Below are 21,802 nucleotides of genomic sequence, written 5' to 3'. Positions count from 1 at the left end.
TTCCTTAGCCAGAGTTTAACCATTATATAGGATTTATCCTTAAAGCTAGTGGCTAATTACGTACCAGAATTGGCGGTTAACAAACTTGATGCTAATTTTAGGAAAAGTCTCATCACAGCTGTCGCCGCACAGAATTTGACACTCTCTTTGCGCTAATTTGAATTTTTGAATAATTTCCCGAAGAAATTATTGGCATGATAGTCCCGCGATGGCATTCAACGGTGAAATAATGATGAGAAAAGGGTTAACGCTGATATTGCTGGTGTGTGGGTTATTTTCAGGTCAGCTGATGGCAGGACATAAAGGCCATGAATATGTGTGGGTAAAGAATGTGGAGCATCAGCTCCGCCATGAAGCGGATAGCGATGAATTACGCAGCGTTGCAGAAGAGTCTGCGGAAGGTTTGCGCGAACACCACCTGTGGCAGAAATCGCGCAAACCGGACACGCACTTTCGGTAATTAATTACCCTTACGCTTAGGCAGGGTTTTCATTAAATCGTCCGGGCTCACGGAGGCCACAACGCTACCCGGTGACGGCATTTTGAAAATATGATTTTTCATCTTGCCAATCACATGCATTTCGCACGGACGGCAGTCAAATTTCAGGGTCAGCACTTCGTCGCCATTCACCAGCTGCATCGGTGTGGCCTTCCAGCTTTTAATATTCCCTTTCGCCTGTTTCGGGCAGAGGTTGAAGGCGAAGCGGAGACAGTGCTTGGTGATCATCACCGGCACGTCGCCCTTCTCTTCATGCGCTTCATAGGCTGCGTCAATCAGCTGTACGCCGTGACGGTGATAGAATTCACGCGCTTTGTGGTTATAGACGTTCGCCAGGAAGGACAAGTGCGTGTCAGGGTAAACCGGCGCAGGAACGGTTTCGGCCTTGCGGCTGCCGCGTGGATAGTTAGCCAGGCGGGCGGCATCCAGCATTTCTGCCGTCTCGCGGCGGAACTGATTCAGCAGGCTGTTCGGAACAAACAGGGCATCCGGCAGGTTAACGTCGATATGACGCGCGTAGTAAAGGGTCTGCCCCAGCTTCGCCACGCCATCCTTCAGGTTGTTAAGGGCTTTTTCCGCGTTGTTTGCCACCTCGAACAGACCATCAAGCGTGTGCGTTACGCTGATACCGTCTTCACAGGTCATGGTCAGGATCAGCTGCTCTTCCCAGCCACCCAGTTCAATGTCCACCGCGATACGGCGTTCGCTCGAGGTTTTCAGTAGCGCCTGCTGCCAGTTATGGTCAAGGTTACGGTTCAGTGCCGCGTTAGGGCGCGCTTTGTAGAGATCCGCAGGCATCTCGTTTGGCCATACGCGATAGCGATTTTCACCGGTTTTTTCCACCGTATTCGCACGGAAGCCCACCACTTCACGCTTGATCATCACGTTCAGTCCATCGCCGTTGGCCAGCGGCTCGGTCACTTCCACGTCGAGGTGATCTTTTGCCACTTTCAGCACTTCACCCACCGGTAAACCAATAAACTTCGGTGAATCAAACGCACCGATATCCCCTTTACGGGCATTCACAAAGTAGTCAGTGCTGCCGCGGTGGAAAGTTTTGTCCGTTGACGGAATAAAGAAATGCTCGGTACGACCGGCCGACGCACGCGCCAGGTCACCGCGATCTTCAATGATGGCATCCAGCATCTGACGATAGTGAGCGGTGATGTTCTTCACGTAGCTCATGTCTTTATAACGCCCTTCAATCTTGAAGGAGCGCACACCGGCGTCAATCAGCGCACCCAGGTTGGCAGTCTGATCGTTATCTTTCATCGAGAGCAGGTGTTTTTCGAACGCCACAACGCGGCCCTGATCGTCTTTCAGGGTATACGGCAGACGACATGCCTGAGAGCAGTCGCCGCGGTTGGCGCTGCGCCCCGTCTGGGCGTGGGAAATATTGCACTGACCAGAATAGGCGACGCACAGCGCGCCGTGGATAAAGAATTCAATGGTTGCGTCGGTCGCCTGGTGAATATCGCGGATCTGGTTCAGGTTCAGCTCACGCGCCAGCACGATCTGGGAAAAACCCACATCAGAAAGAAACTTCGCCTTCTCTACCGTGCGGATATCGCACTGGGTACTGGCGTGCAGTTCAATGGGAGGAATATCCAGCTCCAGCACGCCCATATCCTGCACAATCAGGGCATCGACGCCGGTCTGGTAGAGATCGGTAATTAAACGTTGCGCAGGCTCCAGCTCATCATCATGCAGAATGGTGTTCAGGGTCACGAACACTTTCGCCCCAAAGCGATGGGCGAACGGCACCAGTTCAGCAATATCGCTCAGGCTGTTGCTGGCGTTATGACGGGCACCAAAGCCAGGCCCACCAATGTAGACGGCATCAGCACCATGAAGGATCGCTTCACGGGCGATGGAGGCGTCGCGGGCCGGGCTTAAGAGTTCGAGATGATGGGATTGCAGGCGCATACTTCGTCGTTATCCGTTATGGTCAAAATGGCGGCTATTGTAGTCAGAAGTATGCGGCAGCGAAACAGTTTTGCGTCGCTTCAGCGGGGATAATGGATCAGGGAGTGAAAATGCACCGGCCGGTCGCTGCTGTTGCGGTAGGCGTGCGGTTTATCCCCGGCAAAACGCACCCCCGAATCGGCAGTAATGGTCTGCCACTCGCCATCGATGTTCATCTCCAGTTCGCCGCTGATCACCACCACGTGTTCAATCACGCCAGCCTCGTGGGGCGTGGATTCGCTCAGGGCGCCGGCAGCGAGGGTTATCGAAAAGTGGTCAAACTTTAGCGTCTCATCCCACGGGAATAACGGTTTCACCACCATCGCCTGCTGTTCCGGGTCGAATACCGCCTGCCTGTCAGCTGCCGGCGTGATGAAGGCAGAAAAAGGGATGTTCAGCCCCGTGGCGATTTTCCACAACGTGGATACCGTCGGGCTGGATTCATTGCGCTCGATTTGCCCGAGCATGGCCTTTGAAACGCCGGTCTCTTCCGCCAGTCTGGCGAGGCTCCAGCCACGCGCCTGACGCTCGGTTTTCAGTGTGTAAGCAAGATGTTGTGTGATGTCCATGTTCCCTCCTGATGCGACCGATCATACCACTTGTACGCTATAACGCACAGTGTTACCTTAGGGCGGACGTTATAACGCACAACGGAGTTTTTATGCGCCCTTCATCCTCACTCTTTCCTGCCGTTCTCGCCGGTTTTGTCGCCGTTCTGGTGGGATATGCCAGTTCCGCCGCCATTATCTGGCAAGCCGCTGCCGCCGCAGGCGCAAACGCGCAGCAGATCGCCGGCTGGATGACGGCCCTGGGGATAGGTATGGGGGTCAGCACGCTGGCGCTTTCCTGGTGGTATAAAGCCCCGGTGCTTACCGCCTGGTCTACACCCGGCGCGGCGCTGTTAGCCACCAGCCTGCACGGGGTAACGCTTGCCGAGACCATCGGGATTTTTATCTTTGCCAACGCGCTCATTCTGCTGTGCGGCGTAACCGGGTTGTTTGCTCGCCTGATGAAGCTTATCCCGCATTCCCTTGCCGCTGCTATGCTCGCCGGGGTGCTGCTCAGGTTTGGACTGCAGGCGTTCAGCAATCTTGAGGGACATTTTTTACTGTGCGGCAGCATGCTGGCGGCATGGCTGTTCGCCAAAGCGCTGGCCCCTCGCTACGCCATTGTCGCCACGTTGCTGGTGGGCAGTATGGTGGCCTGGGCGGGAGGTGACGTTGTCACAAAAGAGTTAACCCTTTCCGTGGTGATGCCCACGTTTATCGCGCCAACCTTTACGTTAACCAGTCTGATAAGCATTGGCGTGCCCTTCTTCCTGGTCACCATGGCGTCCCAGAATGCGCCGGGCTTCGCCACGATGCAGGCTTCCGGCTATCCGCTGGCCGTATCACCGCTGATGATCGTCACCGGAGGGCTGGCACTGGTGTTATCCCCGTTCGGCGTCTTTTCCATCTGTATCGCCGCGATCACCGCTGCGATTTGCCAGAGCCCGGATGCGCACCCGGATGCCAGCAAACGCTGGCTTGCCGCCGTGGCCGCAGGCGGGTTTTATCTGCTGGCGGGCATTTTTGGCGGTTCCATTTCCGGGCTGATGGCCTCCCTTCCCCTGAGCTGGATCCAGATGCTCGCCGGCCTGGCGCTGCTGGGCACCATCAGCGGGAGCTTGTATCAGGCATTGAACAATGAAACGGAGCGCGACGCGGCAATTGTCACCTTTCTGATGACCGCCAGCGGCGTCACGATCCTGGGTATTGGCTCTGCGTTTTGGGGGCTGGTGTTGGGCGGCGTATGTTATACGGTCTTTTCACACCTTCGCCGCGCGTAGCTGCGAGGGCGTTATGCCCATCATGCTGCGAAAGCGGTTACTGAAATGGCTGGCGGAGTTAAACCCGCAGGCCAGCGCGATATCCGTGAGCGGTGTGGTTGTATACTGCACCAGCGCTTTTGCTTTCTCCATCCGACGCTGCATCACGTACTGATGCGGTGCCAGCCCCATGGACTGACGGAACATTCTGGCGAAATGATACTCGCTCAGCGCGGCCTGTTCGGCCAGTTCCGCCAGCGTTAGCGGCTGGGAAAGGTTCTCTTCGATAAACGCCAGAACGTTACGCAGCACAAACGGCGACAACCCGCCGGTCACCACCGGCAGTTTCCACTGCACGCTGGAGTAATTCTGTAACAGATGGGTCATCAACAGCGTAGACGCGGTACTCAGGGTGAGCTGGTTAGCTTTTTGCTGCCAGTCGCAGCCGAGCAAAAACTGACGGTAAAGCGCGGTAATTTTCGGGTCGCTGCCGAAGATCTTTTCATCCAGCGTCAGGGACAGCGGGCGCTTGTCCCAGATTTTTTCCCCAACATCACGCAGATGCTCATCGGTGCAGTAGAGATGGACAAACGACAGGTCATCGCGAATATCCCACGTCGATTCACTCTCCTTTGGCATCAGACAGAAACGGTCCGGGCCGCCGCCGTTTTTCCAGCCGCCCGGCGTTTTTTGATAGCTCTCATAACCGTCCGCCACGTACAGGCTGAGGGTATGGTGATTACTTTTCACGGTTATCGTGTCGTGCTTGTTGTACCAGGCTGCCAGTTGAATACCGGAATTCAGCGCAACGGTTTCCCGCAGCACGGCGTTCTGCTGGCGTAGCGTTTCAAAGGTATCGTAAGCGCGAGACATAGCTATTAACGGGTGAGTAATCAGACTCTCAGTCTATGAAGTGTTGCGCCACGATGCCAGATCTGCAGCCACAAAAAAGCGCAAGAATATGCAAGTCCACCGCAAATCGGTGAAAGCAATGTCATGCCACTCGCGCCAGACTGCACTTTTCAGTATGTGAGAAGAGAGCAACAATGAACGCATTACTCTATGGACTGGTGGTGGTGATATGGGGAACAACCTGGATTGCCATTTTCCTGCAACAGGGACCAGTCGCAGCCCCGGTCTCAATTTTCTGGCGTTTTGCCGTGGCCTGCGCCACGATCATGATCGTCTTAATTGCCCTGCGCCGGCTTCGTAAGCTGGCCTTGCGGGATCATCTCTTATGCATGTTGCAAGGATGCTGCGTTTTTTGCTTCAACTTCTGGTGTTTTTATACCGCCGCCGCGCACATTAATACCGGGCTGGAGTCGGTGATTTTCTCGATGGCCGTACTGTATAACGCCATCAACAGCTTTATTTTCTTCGGTCAGCGCCCACCCGCACGCTTCTGGACGGCGGCGGCCCTGGGACTTATCGGGATCATCACCCTCTTCTGGGACGACCTGCTGGCGAGTGGCTGGAGTGCCTCCCTGCTGACGGGGATTGGCCTTTCAGCACTGGGGACCTACGGGTTCTCGCTGGGCAATATGATCAGCATGCGCCACCAGCGAAAAGGGCTGGAGACCATGACCACCAATGCCTGGGCGATGTTTTACGGTACGGCCATTATGGGCTGCATTGCCCTGTTCCGGGGTGACAGTTTTATCCCCGAATGGACGGTGAGTTACATTGGCGCGCTGCTTTATCTCGCCATTTTTGGTTCGGTCATCGCTTTTGGTGCCTACTTCACGCTGGTGGGACGCATTGGCCCGGGCAAAGCGGCATACAGTACGCTGCTCTTCCCGCTGGTGGCGCTGTCCATCTCCACGGTCTATGAAGGTTACGTGTGGCATCTCAACGGCATCATTGGATTACTGCTGATTCTGGGCGGGAATATGGTGATGTTTACGAAACCGGAAACCTGGTTCAGACGTTTGCGTATGGCATAAAAAAAGGCCTGCATTGCTGCAGGCCGTTTTGATTATTTCGCGGTTTTCTTAACATCAAACATGGTGGCATCCGTCGCCATGTCATCCACAACCTGTTTTAACGTTGCGAAGCCCATTGGCGTATTTTCGTTCGCCAGCTCTTTACCTTCGCCTTTACGCACGACCTTCATGACCGGCTTATTCGTCGCCGAATCAATCAGCTCGCCTTCGAAGAAGAGATGGGTATCCATAGTGCGGTGCCCCGTTGCCATCTGCGTACCTGCAACCACTAACGCGACGGGCACTACTTCATAGAACTGCAGACCTTCTTTCTGTGAACTCACACCGGTAATCGCACCGCGGAAGATCAGGCTGTGTTTACCTGGCGTTGTAACAACAGGTTTACGCTGGCTGATTGCCGCTTTCATTTTGGTGTTGGTATAAGCCAGAAGCTCATCAAGCGTTTTTTGACCAATTTGGGTCGTTGGTTTTGGCGCTGGATAATAGGTGATTGGCGTCCATAAAATACTGTCGTAATTTGCCTCGTTATACGACGGGTCGACCCAACGCAGCGTCGGTTTACCCGTTGCGGACGTTGTTTGCTGCAATCCAGAATAATCTTTTAAAAAGCCTGAATATTGTTCGGGGGCGGCGACTTTAGACGAACAGCCCGCTAACGCCAACAGACCAGAAAGCACTGCAACTTTAAAAAAAGTGTGAGTACGCATGATGGTATTCCATGTTATCTGCAAGTATGCATTTGAAGTTATAGCAAAAGTCTGGCGGGTTTGTTGTGACAAAAAATGATGTAAGCAGCACAAATTGCGAAAAGATTGCCCGACTGAACGCCGGGCAGAGAAAAACTACTGATTAATATCAACCTGCCAGAACAAATGCTTGCCAAACGGATCGATTTCATAGCCCGTGACTTCCTTGCGCACCGGTTCAAAAATCGTCGAATGGGCAATCATTACTGCCGGTATCTGGTCATGCATCATCTGCTGGGCCTCTTTATACAGCGCCACGCGTTTATCATGATCGGTTATCGATTTCGCTTCAGCGATAATTTTATCAAATGGTTTGTAGCACCATTTGGCGGAATTAGATCCACCGTTAGCCGAAGTACAGGTAAATAACGGACCAAAGAAGTTGTCCGGGTCGCCGGTTGCGGTCGTCCAGCCCATCAGCGCGGCCTGATGTTCACCGCCCTTCACCCGCTTAAGATACTCGCCCCATTCATAGGTGACGATTTTGGTCTGGACGCCAACCTTCGCCCAGTCGGCCTGAATCATCTCCGCCATCCGTTTTGCGTTCGGATTGTAGGGACGCTGAACCGGCATCGCCCATAAATCGATGCTGATGCCGTTTGCAAAACCAGCCTCCTTCAACAACGCTTTCGCTTTTTCAGGATCGTAGTCGTAATCCTTCAGTTCGCTGTCGGCGCTCCAGACGCCGGGTGGCAGCAGGTTTTTCGCCGCCGTGCCGGTGCCATGGAATACCGCGTCAATAATGGCCGGCTTATTGATGGCCATTGCCAGCGCCTGGCGGACCTTCACGTTATCCAGCGGAGGTTTTTGCGTATTGAAGGCCAGAAAACCGGTATTCAGACCGGCTTTACTCATCAGATTAATGTCTTTGTTAGCCTTCATGCGCGGCAGGTCCGCCGGGTTTGGAAACGGCATCACCTGACATTCGTTCTTCTCGATTTTAGCAAAACGCACCGAGGCATCGGGCGTGATGCTAAACACCAGTCGATCCAGCTTCGATTTGCCCTGCCAGTACTCCGGAAACGCAGTGAACAGGATGCGCGAATCTTTCTGGTACTGCGCCAGCTTAAACGGCCCGGTGCCAATCGGGTCCATATCCACCTTTTCCGGCGTGCCGGCTTTCAGCATCGCGTCGGCATACTCCGCCGACAGGATCGAGGCGAAATACCACGCCAGATCGGCGACAAACGGCGCTTCCGGATGAGCGAGCGTAAAGCGCACGGTGTGGTCATCGACTTTATCAATGGCCGTGATCAGGCTACCGAACTCAAGGCTCTCGAAGTTGGAATAGCTGCCGTTAGAGACGTTGTGATAGGGATGGTTTACATCCTTCTGGCGCATAAACGAGAAAATCACGTCGTCGGCGTTAAAGTCGCGCGTCGGCCTGAACGATTTATTACTCTGGAATTTCACCCCTTTACGCAGATGGAAGGTATAAACCTTGCCGTCCTCGCTCACCTCCCAGCGTTCCGCGAGGCTCGGGACCAGTTCCGTTGTACCCGCCCTGAAATCGACCAGCCGGTTATAGACCGGCACGGCACTGGCATCCACGCTGGTTCCCGACGTGTATAACTGAGGATTAAAGTTTTCCGGCGATCCTTCAGAGCAATACACCAGCGTTTTTGCCGCGACGGTGGAACTGACCGTGAGCGCAGCAAGTGCCAGCGTTAACATTGTGAGTTTGCTTTTCATCATTTATTCCTGTCTTTTTAATTCGACGGCTAATTAATTCTTTTGCCATTTCATAAATATCATTAAAGTGATGTAGCAAACACCTGAAAAATAAATACAGAAGGAATCACTATGGGCTCGGCACTCTCCAGACAATTAACGCACCGCTTCTTCCGCTATCTCGCCATCACCAGCCAGAGCGATCCCAGAGTGAACACCCTTCCCTCTACGCCGGGCCAGCACGACATGGCGCGTGAGCTGGCCCAGGAGCTGGCGCAGCTGGGTTTAGACGATATTGTGATTGATGAATACGCGACGGTTACTGCGGTTAAAAAAGGTAATGTAGCCGGGGCGCCACGCATCGGTTTTATTACCCATATTGATACCGTCGATGTCGGTTTATCACCGGATATTCATCCACAAATATTAAAATTTGCGGGTGAAGACCTCTGTTTGAATAAAGAGAAATCAATCTGGTTACGCGTAAAAGAGCATCCAGAAATTCTGGCTTACCCGGGTGAAGAGATTATTTTCAGCGACGGGACCAGCGTATTAGGCGCAGATAATAAAGCCGCCGTCACCGTGGTCATGACGCTGCTGGAAAACCTGACGCCAGAACACCAGCATGGCGACATTGTGGTCGCGTTTGTGCCGGATGAGGAGATCGGCCTGTGTGGCGCGAAGGCGCTGGATCTAAACCGTTTTGACGTTGATTTTGCCTGGACCATTGACTGCTGTGAGCTGGGTGAGATTGTTTACGAGAACTTCAACGCCGCGGCGGCAGAAATTCGCTTTACCGGCGTAACGGCTCACCCCATGTCCGCCAAAGGCGTGCTGGTTAACCCACTGCTGATGGCGACAGACTTCATCAGCCATTTTGACCGCCAGCAAACCCCGGAATGCACCGAGGGGCGTGAAGGCTATATCTGGTTTAACGGCATTCAGGCGGGGCAAAGCGAGGCCGTCTTAAAAGCGAATATCCGTGATTTCGATAAAGCACAGTTTGCCGCCCGCAAGCAGCAGATTGCCGATGTCGCGGCGTTGATTGCCGGACAGCATCCTACGGCAAAGGTGGAGTATCGCATTGAAGATACCTACAGCAATATCAGCAATGCGATTGGTGAGGATCGTCGCGCTATCGACCTGATGTTTGAGGCCATGGAATCCCTTGGGATCACGCCCAAACCGACGCCAATGCGCGGCGGTACTGACGGCGCAGCGCTCTCGGCAAAAGGCCTGCTCACGCCAAACTTCTTCACCGGCGCGCATAACTTCCACTCGAAGTTTGAGTTTCTGCCGCTGTCGTCGTTCGAGGCCTCATACAACACGGCCCTGCAGCTCTGCCTGCTGGCCGCCCGTTAAGCGGGCTTGCGCGCCAGCAGCGTGGCAAAACGCAGTTTGATGCGGTTACCGTTCTCGTCGGTGCGGTGCAGTTCGCCCACCTCTTCGTTGTACTTGAGCAACGCCCAGCCCTCGTAGTAGTTGCTCAGTTCACCGCTTTTGAACGCAAACGGGAAGCCGACGGTGCACGGGTAATCCGCCGTGTCCATCGCGGCAACAATCAGGTTATAACCGCCGGGTCTGGTGCAGCGCTGCATATTGCCGATCAGGCCCGGAATGATTTTCGCTTCCAGGAACATCAGCACCACGGTAGAGAGAATAAAATCGTATTCGCCCTCAAAGCTCAGGTTGTTCAGATCTTTGATTGCCGTCTGCAGGTTTACGATGCCTTCTTCCGCTTTGATACGCTCAATATTATCGATACTCAGGGGATTTTTATCCCACGCGGTCACGTCGTAACCGTTGGCTGCCAGATAGAGGCTGTTACGCCCGTTACCACAGCCCAGATCCAGCGTTTTACCCGATTTCACAATGCCCGCGCTGTACAGCACTTCTGAGTGCGTACGGGTTAAGCCATATTTCTCTGTGAAGTAATTTTCATCAACAGCCATTATTTTTCCTCAGATTGCATAAGCAGCGCTTTATCAATGCGCACCAGAAGTTTGCCCTGTATCAGCAAGATAAACGTTCGTACCAGCAGCATCCCGATGATGACATTGGTAAAGATAAACAGTGGGACGGCAATGGCGTGGAAAAAGCCCGACGGACTGCTCTGCCCAAGATGAAGCCCCGTGGTGGCCAGGGCCGACACGCCAAACGAGAAGCTCCAGAACGAGGCGTTAAACGGCTGGGACAAATACCATGGCATCAGCCGTAACATAAACAGCAGTTGCAACAGGCCGTAGCCGAACAGCATTTTGGCAAATGTATCCGCCTCACCGCCATTAACGCTAAACCAGGCGCTGCAGGCCACCAGCGCGGGGGCCAGCTGAATACCCAGCGAGGTTCGCAGCGCGGAAGGCAACTCCCCGGCGCTACGAAGTCGTTGCAAAATCACCGGCTCAAGGCTGAGCCAGGAAAAAACGCCCGCCCCGAGAAACACCAGCCCGGCATCGTTAAACCCCAGCGCGCCGCACGCCATGGCGCTGATAAAGTTGTTTGCCACCGTGGGCAGGTATAACCCCGGCGTGGTGGCCTCTTGCGGATGGTTACCGCGCCATAATCCGGCGCTTTGCCAGGCAGCATAAGCCAGCTGTATCACCACCCCGACGCCAAATAACACCAGTGACACCGGACGCAGCCAGGGCACAAAACCGATGGCGACCAGCATCGTTGTGGCGGGAAAAAGGCTGACAAAACTGCTCATCACCGGGTGGCGCATCTCGGCCAGCACACTTCGCGGGAAACGGATCGCCCGGGCGATAAACGCCACCGTCAGCAAAAACCAAATCACAATCGCAAGGGCCACCAGGCTCTCACCCGGCCAGCGCGTTACGGGCCAGAGCGTGCTGGCGTATCGCCAGGCGAATCCCATCCCAATGATGCCAAGCACCATACCGAAGTAACCCGCGGGCAGGTTAAGCACTTGTTGAGCGTTGTTATTTTTATTCATTAATTTGAATTTTTAAAATGTATTTTAAATGCCATTTTAAGGGGTTTCCGCGACGGATGCCAGCACTACGAAACACCGAAAGTTTGCTACGTTTAGTGGAGACGCTTACCCGAGACTCCATGATGAAAAAGTACAGGCTCAGCGAGGACACCCGCCTCTGGCAATGGAAAAACGGCGAGACAACGCACACGACGTCGTTACGACAGATTATTGCCACGGCGAATTTTAACGACATCGTGAGCGGCACGAAAGGCGGTTGGGTTGAAGATGAGAGCGCCCTCGCGCACGAAGGCGACTGCTGGATCTACGATGAAAACAGCGTCGTCTTTGCCGGTGCGACGGTGTCCGGCAACGCGCGCCTTACCCTGCCTTGCATCGTCAGTCATGACGCGCAGATTGGCGACAACTGCTGGCTGGACGGCGCGGAGGTCAGTCACGGTGCGCGCATAAGTGACAACGTCACGATACAGCAATCCTGTGTGCGCGGCGAATGCCATATTTTCGGCGAGGCGCGGGTGCTTCATAACAGCGTGGTTATTGCTGCCAAAGGGCTTACGCCGGACCATGAGCAGATCCTGAAAATTTATGACAAGGCGACGGTGAGCCAGTCACGCATTGTGCATCAGGCGCAAATCTACGGCGAAGCAATGGTTAATTATGCCTTCGTTGAACACCGGGCGGAAGTTTTCGACAGCGCCATCCTCGAAGGCAACGATCTCAATAACGTCTGGGTATGTGACTGCGCAAAAGTGTACGGTAACGCCCGCGTCATTGCCGGTTTTGACGACGATGCCATCCCTACCGTCCGCTACAGCTCTCAGGTGGCAGAGAACGCGGTGGTGGAAGGAAATTGTGTCATTAAACACCACGTCCTGATTGGCGGTCAGGCCTGGCTGCGCGGCGGCCCTATCCTGCTTGACGATAAGGTCGTGATCCAGGGACGGGCGCGCATCAGCGGCGATGTGCTTATTGAGCATCGGGTTGAAATCACCGACGATGCGGTGATTGAGGCTTTTGCCGGTGAGAACATCCATCTGCGCGGAGAAAAGGTGATTAACGGCGACCAGCGCATCACCCGTACGCCTCTGTTGGGAGCGTTATAGCGGGTAAATTTTGCCGTAGAGATTCACATCGTCAAAACGGCCATTCAGGAACTCTGCTTCCCGCAGGCACCCCTCCAGCGTAAAACCGTTGCGCAGGGCAACGTTGTTGCTGGGTTTATTCGCCACCCGACACTTAATGACAAAACGGCGGATCTCGCCTCGCTCGGCGTAATAGCGCATAAACGCCTGCAGCGCCTGCGACAGAATGCCCTGTCCCTGATGCGCCTCATCCAGCCAGTAACCGATGTATCCGGCTTTGTTGGCGGGTTCAATCGCATTAAACGACAGCACGCCGACCAGGTCCTCATCCTTGAAAATCAGAAACATTTTGGCGTAGCCGCGCTGGTGCAGCATCTGATTACTCAGCACATTACGACGGGTGTCATCTTCGGTGCCCACATGCTGCGCCCAGTCAAAGGCGGTTTGCAGCCAGGCTTTGTTTCTGATGACCATGTTGTGCAAATCGGCGGTATAGCGCTCTTCGACGGCGCGAAGCTCGAGATGGTCAGTCACCTGGATTATTTCAGATTCAGTGGCGGTCATGGTCCCTTCCCGTCACCCTCTCCCCGCCGGGGAGAGGGAATAAATGGTCAACGCATGATGCGATCGTCAACGTAGTTACGTTTGTCCGGCGCAGGCGGGAAATACTGATACAGCCAGGTCTCACTGATCGCATCCCCCTGGCAGCGCAGGAACAGGCGCATGTCCACCGGTTCGGTCGAATCCGAGGTAGGATACCAGTCGAACAGAATGCGATAGCCGTCAAACGGCTCAACGTAGAGGATCTCAACCTGCTTCGCTTCACCGCTGGAGAGGGTAATGACCGGCTCAATGCCTTTTGGCGCGGCAGCCTTCAGATCGCCCCCGACGAAGTCGATAGCAAAGCGACGGGCCCACACTTTCGGGTAGTTTTCGCCCGGCGCCCAGCCTTCCGGGAACCCACCCATACCGGTACGGGTCGCGAAGACATTCGCCAGTGGGGAACGGACCGGCGGCATGGCGCTCCAGTAAAGACGGTATTTAAAGTCCAGCTCATCGCCCGCTTTCACCGGTTTTTCTGGCTGCCAGAAGCAGACCACGTTATCCAGTGTTTCACCCGTTGTCGGGATCTCCATCAGGCCAACCGCACCTTTACCCCAGTCGTTACGCGGCTCCACCCAGAGGCCTGGGCGTTTGTTATACCAGCCCATGACATCCTGATAATGCGAGAAATCGCGATCGAGCTGGAGCAAGCCGAACCCTTTCGGGTTTTTGTCCACAAACGCATTGAACTGCAGCTTCTGCGGGTTGTTCAGCGGACGGCAAATCCACTCCCCGTTACCGCGCCACATGGCGAGACGGTCGGAGTCATGAATTTGCGGGTGGATGGTATCGCACATGCGGCGTTCGTTTGTACCGCAGCTGAACATACTGGTCATCGGCGCAATGCCGAGCTGTTTAATGTCTTTACGCGCATAGAGATGGTTTTCCACCTCCATGATCACCTGGCTCTTCTCGCAGTGGATCACGAACTTATACGCACCGGTGATGCTTGGGCTGTCCAGCAGCGTATAGACGGTGAAGGTGGTGTCGCCCGGTTTGACGGTTTCAAACCAGAACGCGGTGAAGTCAGGGAACTCTTCCGGCGTGTCGGTAAAGGTATCCACCGCCAGACCCCGCGCGGAAAGACCATACTGATAGGTATCATCAACCGCACGGAAATAGCTCGCCCCCAGGAATGAGACGATATCGCGACGCGCCAGTTCCGGTGCCTTGAAGGCACGGAAACCGGCAAACCCAAGATCGCTTTGCCCTTCCAGCTGCTTCGTATCAACACCGGTTTCACCGTAGCTGAACAGCTCAGGACGGAAGTGGATTTCGCGCGCCTGTGACGTTGACTGATCCAGCGAGAACATGCGCACGCGGCGACGGAAACCCATGCCCATATGGAAGAACTGCACGTCCAGCTGACGGCCTTCAATGTTATTCCACAGTGACTGTTTTTCATCGTAACGGATGGCGTTATAGGCCTGCGGCGTCATGGTCGCCAGCGTGTCCGGTAACGGTCGCGGTGCTCCGCCCCACGAGGTTTTCGCCAGGTCATGGGCCATGGATTGCAGTACGGAGAAGTCAAAACGACGGCTCTGACCGTCAGCAATGTCAGAGTCAGCAGCGTAAGCCGCTTTGGAAAACAGGGAAGCAAGGCCAGTTGTGCCGCTCAGGGCTGCCATTGCCAGCGAGCCTTTTAGAAAACGTCTGCGATTCATGCCTGGAAAAACGTCCTTATGGTCGTGTGAATGTGTTTCGCACTCGGCGAAATGACGGCAAGAAAGAACGCACAGCCTAAACAAAAATGGTTAAGAATCCAATTGTTGGGCGGCGATTATCTGTACAAAGTGCGAAATATTTTCTGTCGACCAGAACGACCCGAAAAAGGTGTAAAGAAAGGTATAAAGACGTGTATAAAAATGCCCCGGCTGGACATCGTCAGTCGGGGCAAATGAGGCGGTTATTTTACGCTGACATCGATACCTGGGAAGTACTTATCAGCGAGTTTAGCGATCGTGCCATCGGCACGCACTTTATCAATTGCGGCATCAAGTTGCTTTTTGGTGGCCTCGTCCCCTTTACGCAACCCAAAGCCGATCCCACTGCCGAGGATAGTGTCGTCCGACACCGGTTTGCCGATAAAGCCAAACCCTTTCCCCTGCGGCTTGCTGAGGAAACCTGCCTGCCCGGCCGCGGACATAACCAGCGAGGCGTCGATACGGCCATTCAGCAGATCGCCCCAGGCCATATTCTGATCTTTATAAGACACCACGGTGACACCCTGCTTTTCCCAGTGCTCTTTCGCGTAGGTTTCCTGAATTGAGCCCTGCAGGACACCGATGGTTTTGCCCTTAAGCCCCGCGGGCGTTGCCTCTACCGCGGTACCGGCCTTGCCAACGAGCTGCGACGGGATGCGGTAAATCGGCTGGGTAAAATCAATACTTTTACGTCGCTGTTCGGTGATGTTCATCGCCGAGTTAATGGCATCAAATTTCTTCGCCACCAGGCCCGGTATTAACGCATCAAAAGAGGTTTCAACCCAGGTGCATTTCAGCGCTGCGGCTTTGCAGATGGCATTGCCCAGCTCAACGTCAAACCCTTCCAGTTCGCCAGCAGCATTTCGGCTTTCAAACGGCGGATATTCCGCCTCCAGCCCGTACCGCAGTTCGGTAGCCGCGAATGACGAAAACGTACACAGCAATCCCATGCCGACAACTAACGCGCGTAATTTCATCTCCAACTCCTTAGCGTGGTTTAACCCGACACAGGGCCTGGGCACCTGCCCGTAACGTCGCCTCATCTTTCGCAAAAGAGAGACGAATCAATTTATTATCCGTACCATCCGCATAAAACGCCGACAGCGGAATGGTGGCCACTCCATACTCAACGATCAGCCGTTTCACCAGTTCACTGTCGCGCTCATCGCTAAACTGGCTGTAGTCGGCCAGCAGGAAAAACGAACCGGCGCTCGGCAAGAGTCTGAACGGTGATGCTTCCAGCAAACTTTGCAGCAGATCGCGTTTGCGCTGATAAAACGCCGCCAGCGACAGCCAGGTTTGCGGGTCAATCATGTGCTCTGCAAACGCATGCTGCATTGGCGTATCGGCAGAAAACATCAGAAATTGATGGACTTTACAAATCTCATCCATCAGTACCGCCGGAGCAACACAGTAACCCACGCGCCAGCCGGTCACGTGATAGGTTTTTCCGAAGGAAGAGATAATGACGCTCCGCTCCGCCAGCTGCGGATGTGTCGCCATACCGTGGTGCGGTTCACCATCAAAGACGACGTGTTCGTACACTTCGTCAGACAAAATAATGATATCGGTATTGCGGGTCACCGCCACCAGCTGCTGCAGGTCCTCTGCTGAAAAGACCTGCCCGCTCGGGTTGTGCGGAGTATTGATGATAATCATGCGTGTACGCGGGGTGATCGCCGCACGGACTTCATCCCAGTTGACGGCAAAATCCGGCACCGTCAGTTTAATGGCAACCGGCGTGGCCCCCTGCAGGCGAACAATCGGGGCGTAACTGTCAAACGACGGTTCAAAGTAGATCACTTCGTCGCCCGGGTGCACCAGCCCGCTGATCGCCGAATAGAGTCCTTCACTGGCACTGGCGGTGACCAGCACTTCGCTGGCCGGGTCATAGTGCGTGCCGTAGAGGGTGGCAATTTTATCCGCAATACGCTCTTTAAGCGGCTGCAGGCCGGTCATTGCCGCGTACTGGTTGTGCCCTGCCTCCATCGCCCGGGTCACCCCGGCGACCAGTTTGGGATCGCAGGAAAAATTGGGTGCACCCTGAGAAAGATTGATGGCGTTATGCCGGGCGGAGAGCTGGCCGATAACGGTAAAAATCGTGGTTCCCACATCGGGTAATTTGGAACGGGTGTGCACCGGAGTGTGTAACGTCATCCTCTTTCCTTTCTCATGATGAATGCATAACTATTCAAACAACAAGTCGGTTGTCGGGACAATCGAATTGTTGTCATAATAGCCATGAGAAAAACGCATACCTGAGGTGGTTAATGTCGCGCCGTTCGCTCCCGCTTAATGCCATCGACGCCTTTTTAGTCACCGCGCGTCATCTGAATCTGACCCATGCCGCAACAGAGCTCTGTCTGACGCAGGGAGCCGTAAGTCGCAAAATCGCCACCCTTGAAGCGTGGTTCGGCTTTCCGCTGTTCGAGCGCCATGCGCGCGGCCTGCGCCTCTCCCCACAGGGCAGCGCCCTGCTTCCGGAATTGCAATCCACTTTTGAAACGCTGCTGACCCTGGCCGATCGGGCCCGTACCCAGCAAACCGTGATCCGACTCAAAGCACCCACCTGCGCCATGCGCTGGCTGGTGCCTCGTCTGCTGGAGGTGGAGCGCGAGCAGCCGGATATGCAGATCGCATTGACCACCACTACCGACCATAACGTCAATTTCAAAACGGAATCTTACGACGCGGCCATTGTATTTGGCACCCATATGAGCGCGGGCGATCTGCTGTTTGAAGAGGCGTTAACCCCGGTAATGAGCCCCCTGCGAGCAGGTTGCGAACTGGGTGCGTTAACCTTCCTTCACCCGACACGGGATAAGACAGACTGGTCCTTGTGGCTGGCGAAGCAGGAAGGCCCGGGGGTTGTTATGCACAAAAATCAACACTTCGACACGATGGACCTTGCCATCACGGCCGCCATTCAGGGGCTGGGGGTGGCCATTGCCGACGAAACGCTGGTGGAAGAAGATGTCCGCGCCGGAAGGCTGGCGCGGCCTTTTGAGAGCAGCATTAAAACGGGTGCGAGCTACAGACTGGTTCTGCGCGAATCGCCTGGCCAGGAAAATGGGCTGGCGGCGTTTCGCGCCTGCCTGCTCAGTCGAGGCTCACATGGTGTTTCATGACGCGCTTAAAGAGGCTCATGCGCGCGCGCATAAAGCGGTTTTCAAGCCTGAAACCTGCATGTTTATTCACACCGATACGTAGCAGCACGTCCCTTCCTTTTCGACAGGCCGGCCAGTGCGTCGGGCCAGGAAGACTTTCCCGGTGACCGGCGTCACGCGCAAAACTCACCCAATAATCTGCAACCTGCGCTGCGAATTGCCGGTCTCGCGCATTAACGTAGTGGCAGGAAGGCTCAATCTCACCAAGGGTGTCAAACACGTACGGTACCTCATTACCGTGCCAGGCACCGTTGATATAGGTTGCGTGCTCTGCTTCCGCCACATAGTCGAACCAGTAACGCCAGCACAAGCCGCCCACGCGCTGCTGGGCCTGCATCACCACATATCCCATGGTGGTAAAAGCCATATCCCGGCACACCTGCCTGCCAAGCTCCACATCCCCTTTCACCCCCGGATAGAGCAGTTTGATCAGCCCCAGTCCAAAGCGACGTTCACGGCGAAGCTTCTGGATCTGACCGGCGAGATCGATACCAAATACCGCCATCACGCTGGCTTCGTCACTGTTCGACCCGATCATCACCGGAACAGGATGCTGACGCGCGGCAAAGAACACATCGAGCATTGATTCCGGCAGAACACAGTCTCCGACGATGGGGGCCGGGGCGATGTTCAGCGGCGCGGCCAGCGGCCAGAACGCTTCGGGGGGAATGGCACGTAACTGTTCTGCTGACGCCTCCTCAAGGCCGAAATGCGCCGCCAGCGCTTCCCCTTTTTGCAGGGCCTGTTCCCGCGGCGTATCCGGCAGGGTGTATCCGCTTTGCACAATCGCCTTGTGGAAGAGTCCCTTCGCCAGCGGAGACGCCAGCAGCGACAGCACGCTGCGCGCGCCGGCGGATTCGCCAAACAGGGTCACGTTGTCAGGATCGCCACCGAAAGCGGCAATATTCTCCCGAACCCATTCAAGGGCAGCGATCTGATCCAGCAGCGCAAAGTTATGCACCACCCGGTCTTCTTCTCCCTCCAGCGCGGGATGGGCAAAAAAGCCAAGGTGACCAAGACGGTAATTGATCGTCACAACCACCACGCCACGCGTTGCCAGCGCCTTACCGTTATAGGGCGGCAGGCCACCCGCGCCAATGGTAAACCCCCCGCCGTGCAGCCAGACCATGACGGGAAGCGGCGTCGGGCGCTCGACGGGTGACCAGACGTTAAGATACAGACAATCTTCTGAAAACCGGCCGGGATCGCCACCGCCTAACGCCTGGCAATACTCACTGTTCTGCCAGCTTGAGGGCGAAAAAGCGGTGGCCAGGCGCAGCCCCTCCCAGCGTTCAGGCGGCCGTGGCGAACGCCAGCGCCAGTTGCCAACGGGAGGCGCCGCATAGGGAATACCACACCAGAGATGAACGTTTTCATCCGTTAAACCAGACAGTGCGCCCTGGCGCGTTTCAATCACAGGGGCGGAGGGATTTTGCATAACAACCTTCTGTTTCCATCACACCCCAGAAGAGTAACGATTTCAGAGCAAACCGCAACGCTGTTTGCTGCGGATTTCAGCCTCCTGATAGAGCATGAACTCATCGTACACCGGGCAACCCAGCGCCGCTTCGAACGCGTCGCGACTGGCGTTACCGTGGCTACGCGCCTGGGTTTCATTGCCCAGATTCGACTGGAAAATCCCTGCGGCACTGACCGGGAGGAAATCTTCATAGGTAATCGGCTGAGCGACAACCCACCCGCGCTCAATTAACGGCTGTGGATCGTCTCCCGGACGAAACGCATGTCGATGCGCTTCCCCGGATGGCGTCAGGCGATAGCGGAAATAGGCCAGCTCCTGACGGCGCATCAACAATTCACTGTCCGGGAAGGCGCTGAAGATCTCGCGCAAATGGAGCTGGTGCGTCATGTTATCTTTACCGGTACCGGCCTCTGCAAGCAGGCTGTCATAAAGCGCACGACCTTTTGGCGTCAACGCCACGCCGCGCTGTTCAATTTCGCCAAAGCGCGCGGTATGCGTTCCTGTATGCTCCCCGGCAAACAGCACCGGCTCTTCCAGCGCTTTAAAGCTGGTCTGGCGCAGTAATACGGGAACCTCGCGGCGCGGTGGCCCTTCAATCAGAATTTTGGGTTCAATCCCGTACTTCGGCATCAGCTCCTGCACCCGGTCAATATCCAGCGTACGTGGCGTGAGGTGGTTAATATGGCAACCCGGGAAACAGACCACATCCGCAATCAGTCGGTGCTCGTTATGCAATGCCAGATAGGTCTCCTGGTCGACCGTCGCATGACGATGCCAGCGGAAGGTTTCTAACGCCTCCTGTACAAACGCCTGCGCCTGCGCATCCGTAAAGTGCCCTTCTGCCTCATGCAGCGCGATAAGTTCCAGACAACGCGGGGTAAAGATATTGCGGTGAGACAGGATCTCCGCGGCACGCTCACGCAGGACGACGTTGTCAATCAGTTCGAGGCGCAGCAGCGAGGTAAAGATACGAAACGGATTTCGGCACAGCGCCGCATCATCGACCGGGCGGAACGCCGTGGAGTGGACGGGCACACCCGCCTGAGAGAGGTCATAATAGCTGACCGGGTACATCCCCATAATGGCAAACATACGACGCAAGGTCGAAAGCTCTTGCGCGGTACCCACGCGGATCGCCCCATGACGCTCCACATTCAGGCGCGCCAGTTCATCCGCGTTCGCCAGTTGTTCATGTAATAGTGGGTTATTTTCCAGAACCGCCAGGTTTACGTCCGCAACCAGGTCGAGCAAGGTGCCGTACTGCGGAACTTCCTGCTGGTACATCGCCGACATAGCCTGCGAAAAGTGTTCCCGAATATCATCAGCCGTGATGGTGTTCGCCATGATGTCATGCCTCCAGTGAATATTACCTGGAGTGTAGAGAAACCCGTTCCCTCTGGGGGGAAGAATTTCCGATTTGTGATCTTAAGACAGGAGTGGTTAAAGCGTGTGCTGGCCTGCCCCTGACACCCATATGACCTGGCAGATACACCTTCTCTAAATGTAGATTCACCTTCTCTAAATAAAGCGTTTTCTGATCAAATTGTATTATTAATAACCTCATCGCTTAACCATTAAGAGGTAATTAATAGTATTATCTTAAGAGGTAACATCTCATTAAAAACAAATATCAGCGGCATATATCTTATTTCGTTAATGCAACAAGCGTACTCCCATTTTTTTCCTTGAGATTAATCTGTAATTTTTAGACTGCCGCACGCGCTTCAGGCATAAACAATGCAAGAAAAACAGTTATCCTCTGCGGCTCGCGGATTAACTCCATGAAGACAGACAGTTAACCGCAAGCCGTCCAGGATATATTCATATTAAACGAAGCGTTAACCATCAGAAATAAACCAGCAACGAAGCGATGGTTTACAAAACATATTTGACGAATATGAAACACCGACTAAAGTTATTACTCGAACGACGAGTGATACGGAATATTTTCGTATCTTAACTGACATAACCAATATATGAGGTTTAATATGGCAGAGCATCGTGGTGGTTCCGGTAATTTCTCACAAGACCGTGAAAAAGCATCAGAAGCTGGACGTAAAGGTGGCCAGCACAGCGGCGGTAATTTTAAAAACGATCCGCAACGCGCATCTGAAGCAGGTAAGAAAGGAGGAGAAAACAGCCACGGTGGTGGCCGTAAAAACTCCTGATCTGATGTAAATCTC

Annotated in this window: 20 protein-coding genes; 7 read left to right on the top strand and 13 right to left on the bottom strand. The window is 54.7% G+C overall.

Annotated elements, in window-relative coordinates:
- Positions 1-229 precede the first annotated feature (229 nt).
- The gene (locus HV242_RS10740; protein ID WP_025204219.1) at positions 230-460 is read left to right on the top strand and encodes a DUF2554 family protein; all 231 of its coding nucleotides are present in this window, start codon (positions 230-232) and stop codon (positions 458-460) included.
- Here HV242_RS10740 and HV242_RS10735 read toward each other — a convergent pair whose 3' ends face one another.
- Together HV242_RS10735 and HV242_RS10730 are read right to left on the bottom strand one after the other, a co-directional pair.
- Positions 461-2,425 carry a peptidase U32 family protein gene (locus HV242_RS10735; RefSeq protein ID WP_014170027.1) on the bottom strand — a complete coding sequence of 655 codons (1,965 nt, stop codon included), beginning with the start codon at positions 2,423-2,425 and terminating at the stop codon, positions 461-463.
- Positions 2,426-2,505: 80 nt separating this feature from the next.
- On the bottom strand, positions 2,506-3,033 hold the full coding sequence (locus HV242_RS10730; protein ID WP_014170026.1) for a helix-turn-helix domain-containing protein: 528 nt from the start codon (positions 3,031-3,033) through the stop codon (positions 2,506-2,508).
- Between the two features lie 92 nt (positions 3,034-3,125).
- Here HV242_RS10730 and HV242_RS10725 point away from each other — a divergent pair, with 92 nt between their 5' ends.
- On the top strand, positions 3,126-4,292 hold the full coding sequence (locus tag HV242_RS10725) for a benzoate/H(+) symporter BenE family transporter (RefSeq protein WP_050736778.1): 1,167 nt from the start codon (positions 3,126-3,128) through the stop codon (positions 4,290-4,292).
- Here HV242_RS10725 and HV242_RS10720 read toward each other — a convergent pair.
- Positions 4,272-5,144, bottom strand: a complete 873-nt coding sequence (locus tag HV242_RS10720) for a helix-turn-helix domain-containing protein (RefSeq protein WP_014170024.1) — start codon at positions 5,142-5,144, stop codon at positions 4,272-4,274. The two genes, HV242_RS10725 and HV242_RS10720, sit on opposite strands and share 21 nt — an antisense overlap.
- A 173-nt stretch (positions 5,145-5,317) precedes the next feature.
- Here HV242_RS10720 and HV242_RS10715 point away from each other — a divergent pair, with 173 nt between their 5' ends.
- On the top strand, positions 5,318-6,214 hold the full coding sequence (locus HV242_RS10715; protein ID WP_025204221.1) for a DMT family transporter: 897 nt from the start codon (positions 5,318-5,320) through the stop codon (positions 6,212-6,214).
- Positions 6,215-6,246: 32 nt separating this feature from the next.
- Here the strand turns inward: HV242_RS10715 and HV242_RS10710 are convergent, their stop codons facing one another.
- Positions 6,247-6,921 carry a DUF3313 domain-containing protein gene (locus tag HV242_RS10710; protein ID WP_020884175.1) on the bottom strand — a complete coding sequence of 225 codons (675 nt, stop codon included), beginning with the start codon at positions 6,919-6,921 and terminating at the stop codon, positions 6,247-6,249.
- Positions 6,922-7,056: 135 nt separating this feature from the next.
- On the bottom strand, positions 7,057-8,652 hold the full coding sequence (locus tag HV242_RS10705) for an ABC transporter substrate-binding protein (RefSeq protein ID WP_050736777.1): 1,596 nt from the start codon (positions 8,650-8,652) through the stop codon (positions 7,057-7,059).
- 111 nt (positions 8,653-8,763) lie between these two features.
- On the opposite strand from HV242_RS10705, the gene pepT reads away from it, so the two are divergent.
- Positions 8,764-9,993 (top strand): peptidase T, encoded by a 1,230-nt coding sequence (gene pepT / locus HV242_RS10700; RefSeq protein WP_050736776.1) that lies wholly within the window; start codon positions 8,764-8,766, stop codon positions 9,991-9,993.
- Here the strand turns inward: pepT and tehB are convergent.
- Entirely contained in the window at positions 9,990-10,583 is a 594-nt protein-coding gene (gene tehB / locus HV242_RS10695) for a tellurite resistance methyltransferase TehB (protein WP_050736775.1), read from the bottom strand. The genes pepT and tehB overlap by 4 nt on opposite strands.
- Positions 10,583-11,584, bottom strand: a complete 1,002-nt coding sequence (gene tehA / locus HV242_RS10690; protein ID WP_050736774.1) for a dicarboxylate transporter/tellurite-resistance protein TehA — start codon at positions 11,582-11,584, stop codon at positions 10,583-10,585. The genes tehB and tehA overlap by 1 nt, the downstream gene beginning before the upstream one ends.
- A gap of 122 nt (positions 11,585-11,706) precedes the next feature.
- On the opposite strand from tehA, the gene ydcK reads away from it, so the two are divergent.
- Entirely contained in the window at positions 11,707-12,687 is a 981-nt protein-coding gene (gene ydcK / locus HV242_RS10685) for a YdcK family protein (protein WP_025204226.1), read from the top strand.
- On the opposite strand, the gene rimL is transcribed toward ydcK, so the two are convergent.
- The 4 genes from rimL to HV242_RS10665 all read right to left on the bottom strand — a co-directional run bounded on the left by rimL (position 12,682) and on the right by HV242_RS10665 (position 17,129).
- Positions 12,682-13,230 (bottom strand): 50S ribosomal protein L7/L12-serine acetyltransferase, encoded by a 549-nt coding sequence (gene rimL, locus HV242_RS10680; protein ID WP_050736773.1) that lies wholly within the window; start codon positions 13,228-13,230, stop codon positions 12,682-12,684. The two genes, ydcK and rimL, sit on opposite strands and share 6 nt — an antisense overlap.
- A gap of 47 nt (positions 13,231-13,277) precedes the next feature.
- Positions 13,278-14,933, bottom strand: a complete 1,656-nt coding sequence (locus HV242_RS10675) for a glucan biosynthesis protein D (RefSeq protein WP_049022859.1) — start codon at positions 14,931-14,933, stop codon at positions 13,278-13,280.
- A 242-nt stretch (positions 14,934-15,175) separates the two neighbouring features.
- Positions 15,176-15,949 carry a transporter substrate-binding domain-containing protein gene (locus tag HV242_RS10670; protein ID WP_025204230.1) on the bottom strand — a complete coding sequence of 258 codons (774 nt, stop codon included), beginning with the start codon at positions 15,947-15,949 and terminating at the stop codon, positions 15,176-15,178.
- 10 nt (positions 15,950-15,959) lie between these two features.
- Entirely contained in the window at positions 15,960-17,129 is a 1,170-nt protein-coding gene (locus tag HV242_RS10665; protein ID WP_014170012.1) for a pyridoxal phosphate-dependent aminotransferase, read from the bottom strand.
- A gap of 113 nt (positions 17,130-17,242) precedes the next feature.
- Here HV242_RS10665 and HV242_RS10660 point away from each other — a divergent pair, with 113 nt between their 5' ends.
- On the top strand, positions 17,243-18,100 hold the full coding sequence (locus tag HV242_RS10660) for a LysR family transcriptional regulator (RefSeq protein WP_050736771.1): 858 nt from the start codon (positions 17,243-17,245) through the stop codon (positions 18,098-18,100).
- On the opposite strand, the gene HV242_RS10655 is transcribed toward HV242_RS10660, so the two are convergent.
- Both HV242_RS10655 and hglS read right to left on the bottom strand, forming a co-directional pair.
- Complete coding sequence (locus HV242_RS10655) at positions 18,072-19,577, bottom strand: carboxylesterase/lipase family protein (RefSeq protein ID WP_050736770.1); 1,506 nt, start codon at positions 19,575-19,577, stop codon at positions 18,072-18,074. The genes HV242_RS10660 and HV242_RS10655 overlap by 29 nt on opposite strands.
- A 42-nt stretch (positions 19,578-19,619) precedes the next feature.
- On the bottom strand, positions 19,620-20,963 hold the full coding sequence (gene hglS, locus HV242_RS10650; protein WP_014170009.1) for a 2-oxoadipate dioxygenase/decarboxylase HglS: 1,344 nt from the start codon (positions 20,961-20,963) through the stop codon (positions 19,620-19,622).
- A gap of 644 nt (positions 20,964-21,607) precedes the next feature.
- Here hglS and HV242_RS10645 point away from each other — a divergent pair.
- Positions 21,608-21,787, top strand: coding sequence for a con-10 family general stress protein (locus tag HV242_RS10645; protein ID WP_032681041.1), 180 nt, complete (start codon positions 21,608-21,610; stop codon positions 21,785-21,787).
- Positions 21,788-21,802 lie beyond the last annotated feature (15 nt).

It is taken from the genome of Enterobacter sp. RHBSTW-00593, from assembly GCF_013784105.1.
Classification (GTDB): domain Bacteria; phylum Pseudomonadota; class Gammaproteobacteria; order Enterobacterales; family Enterobacteriaceae; genus Enterobacter; species Enterobacter ludwigii.
Note: the sequence above shows the minus strand (reverse complement) of the source record. Positions and strands in the feature narration are given on the sequence as shown.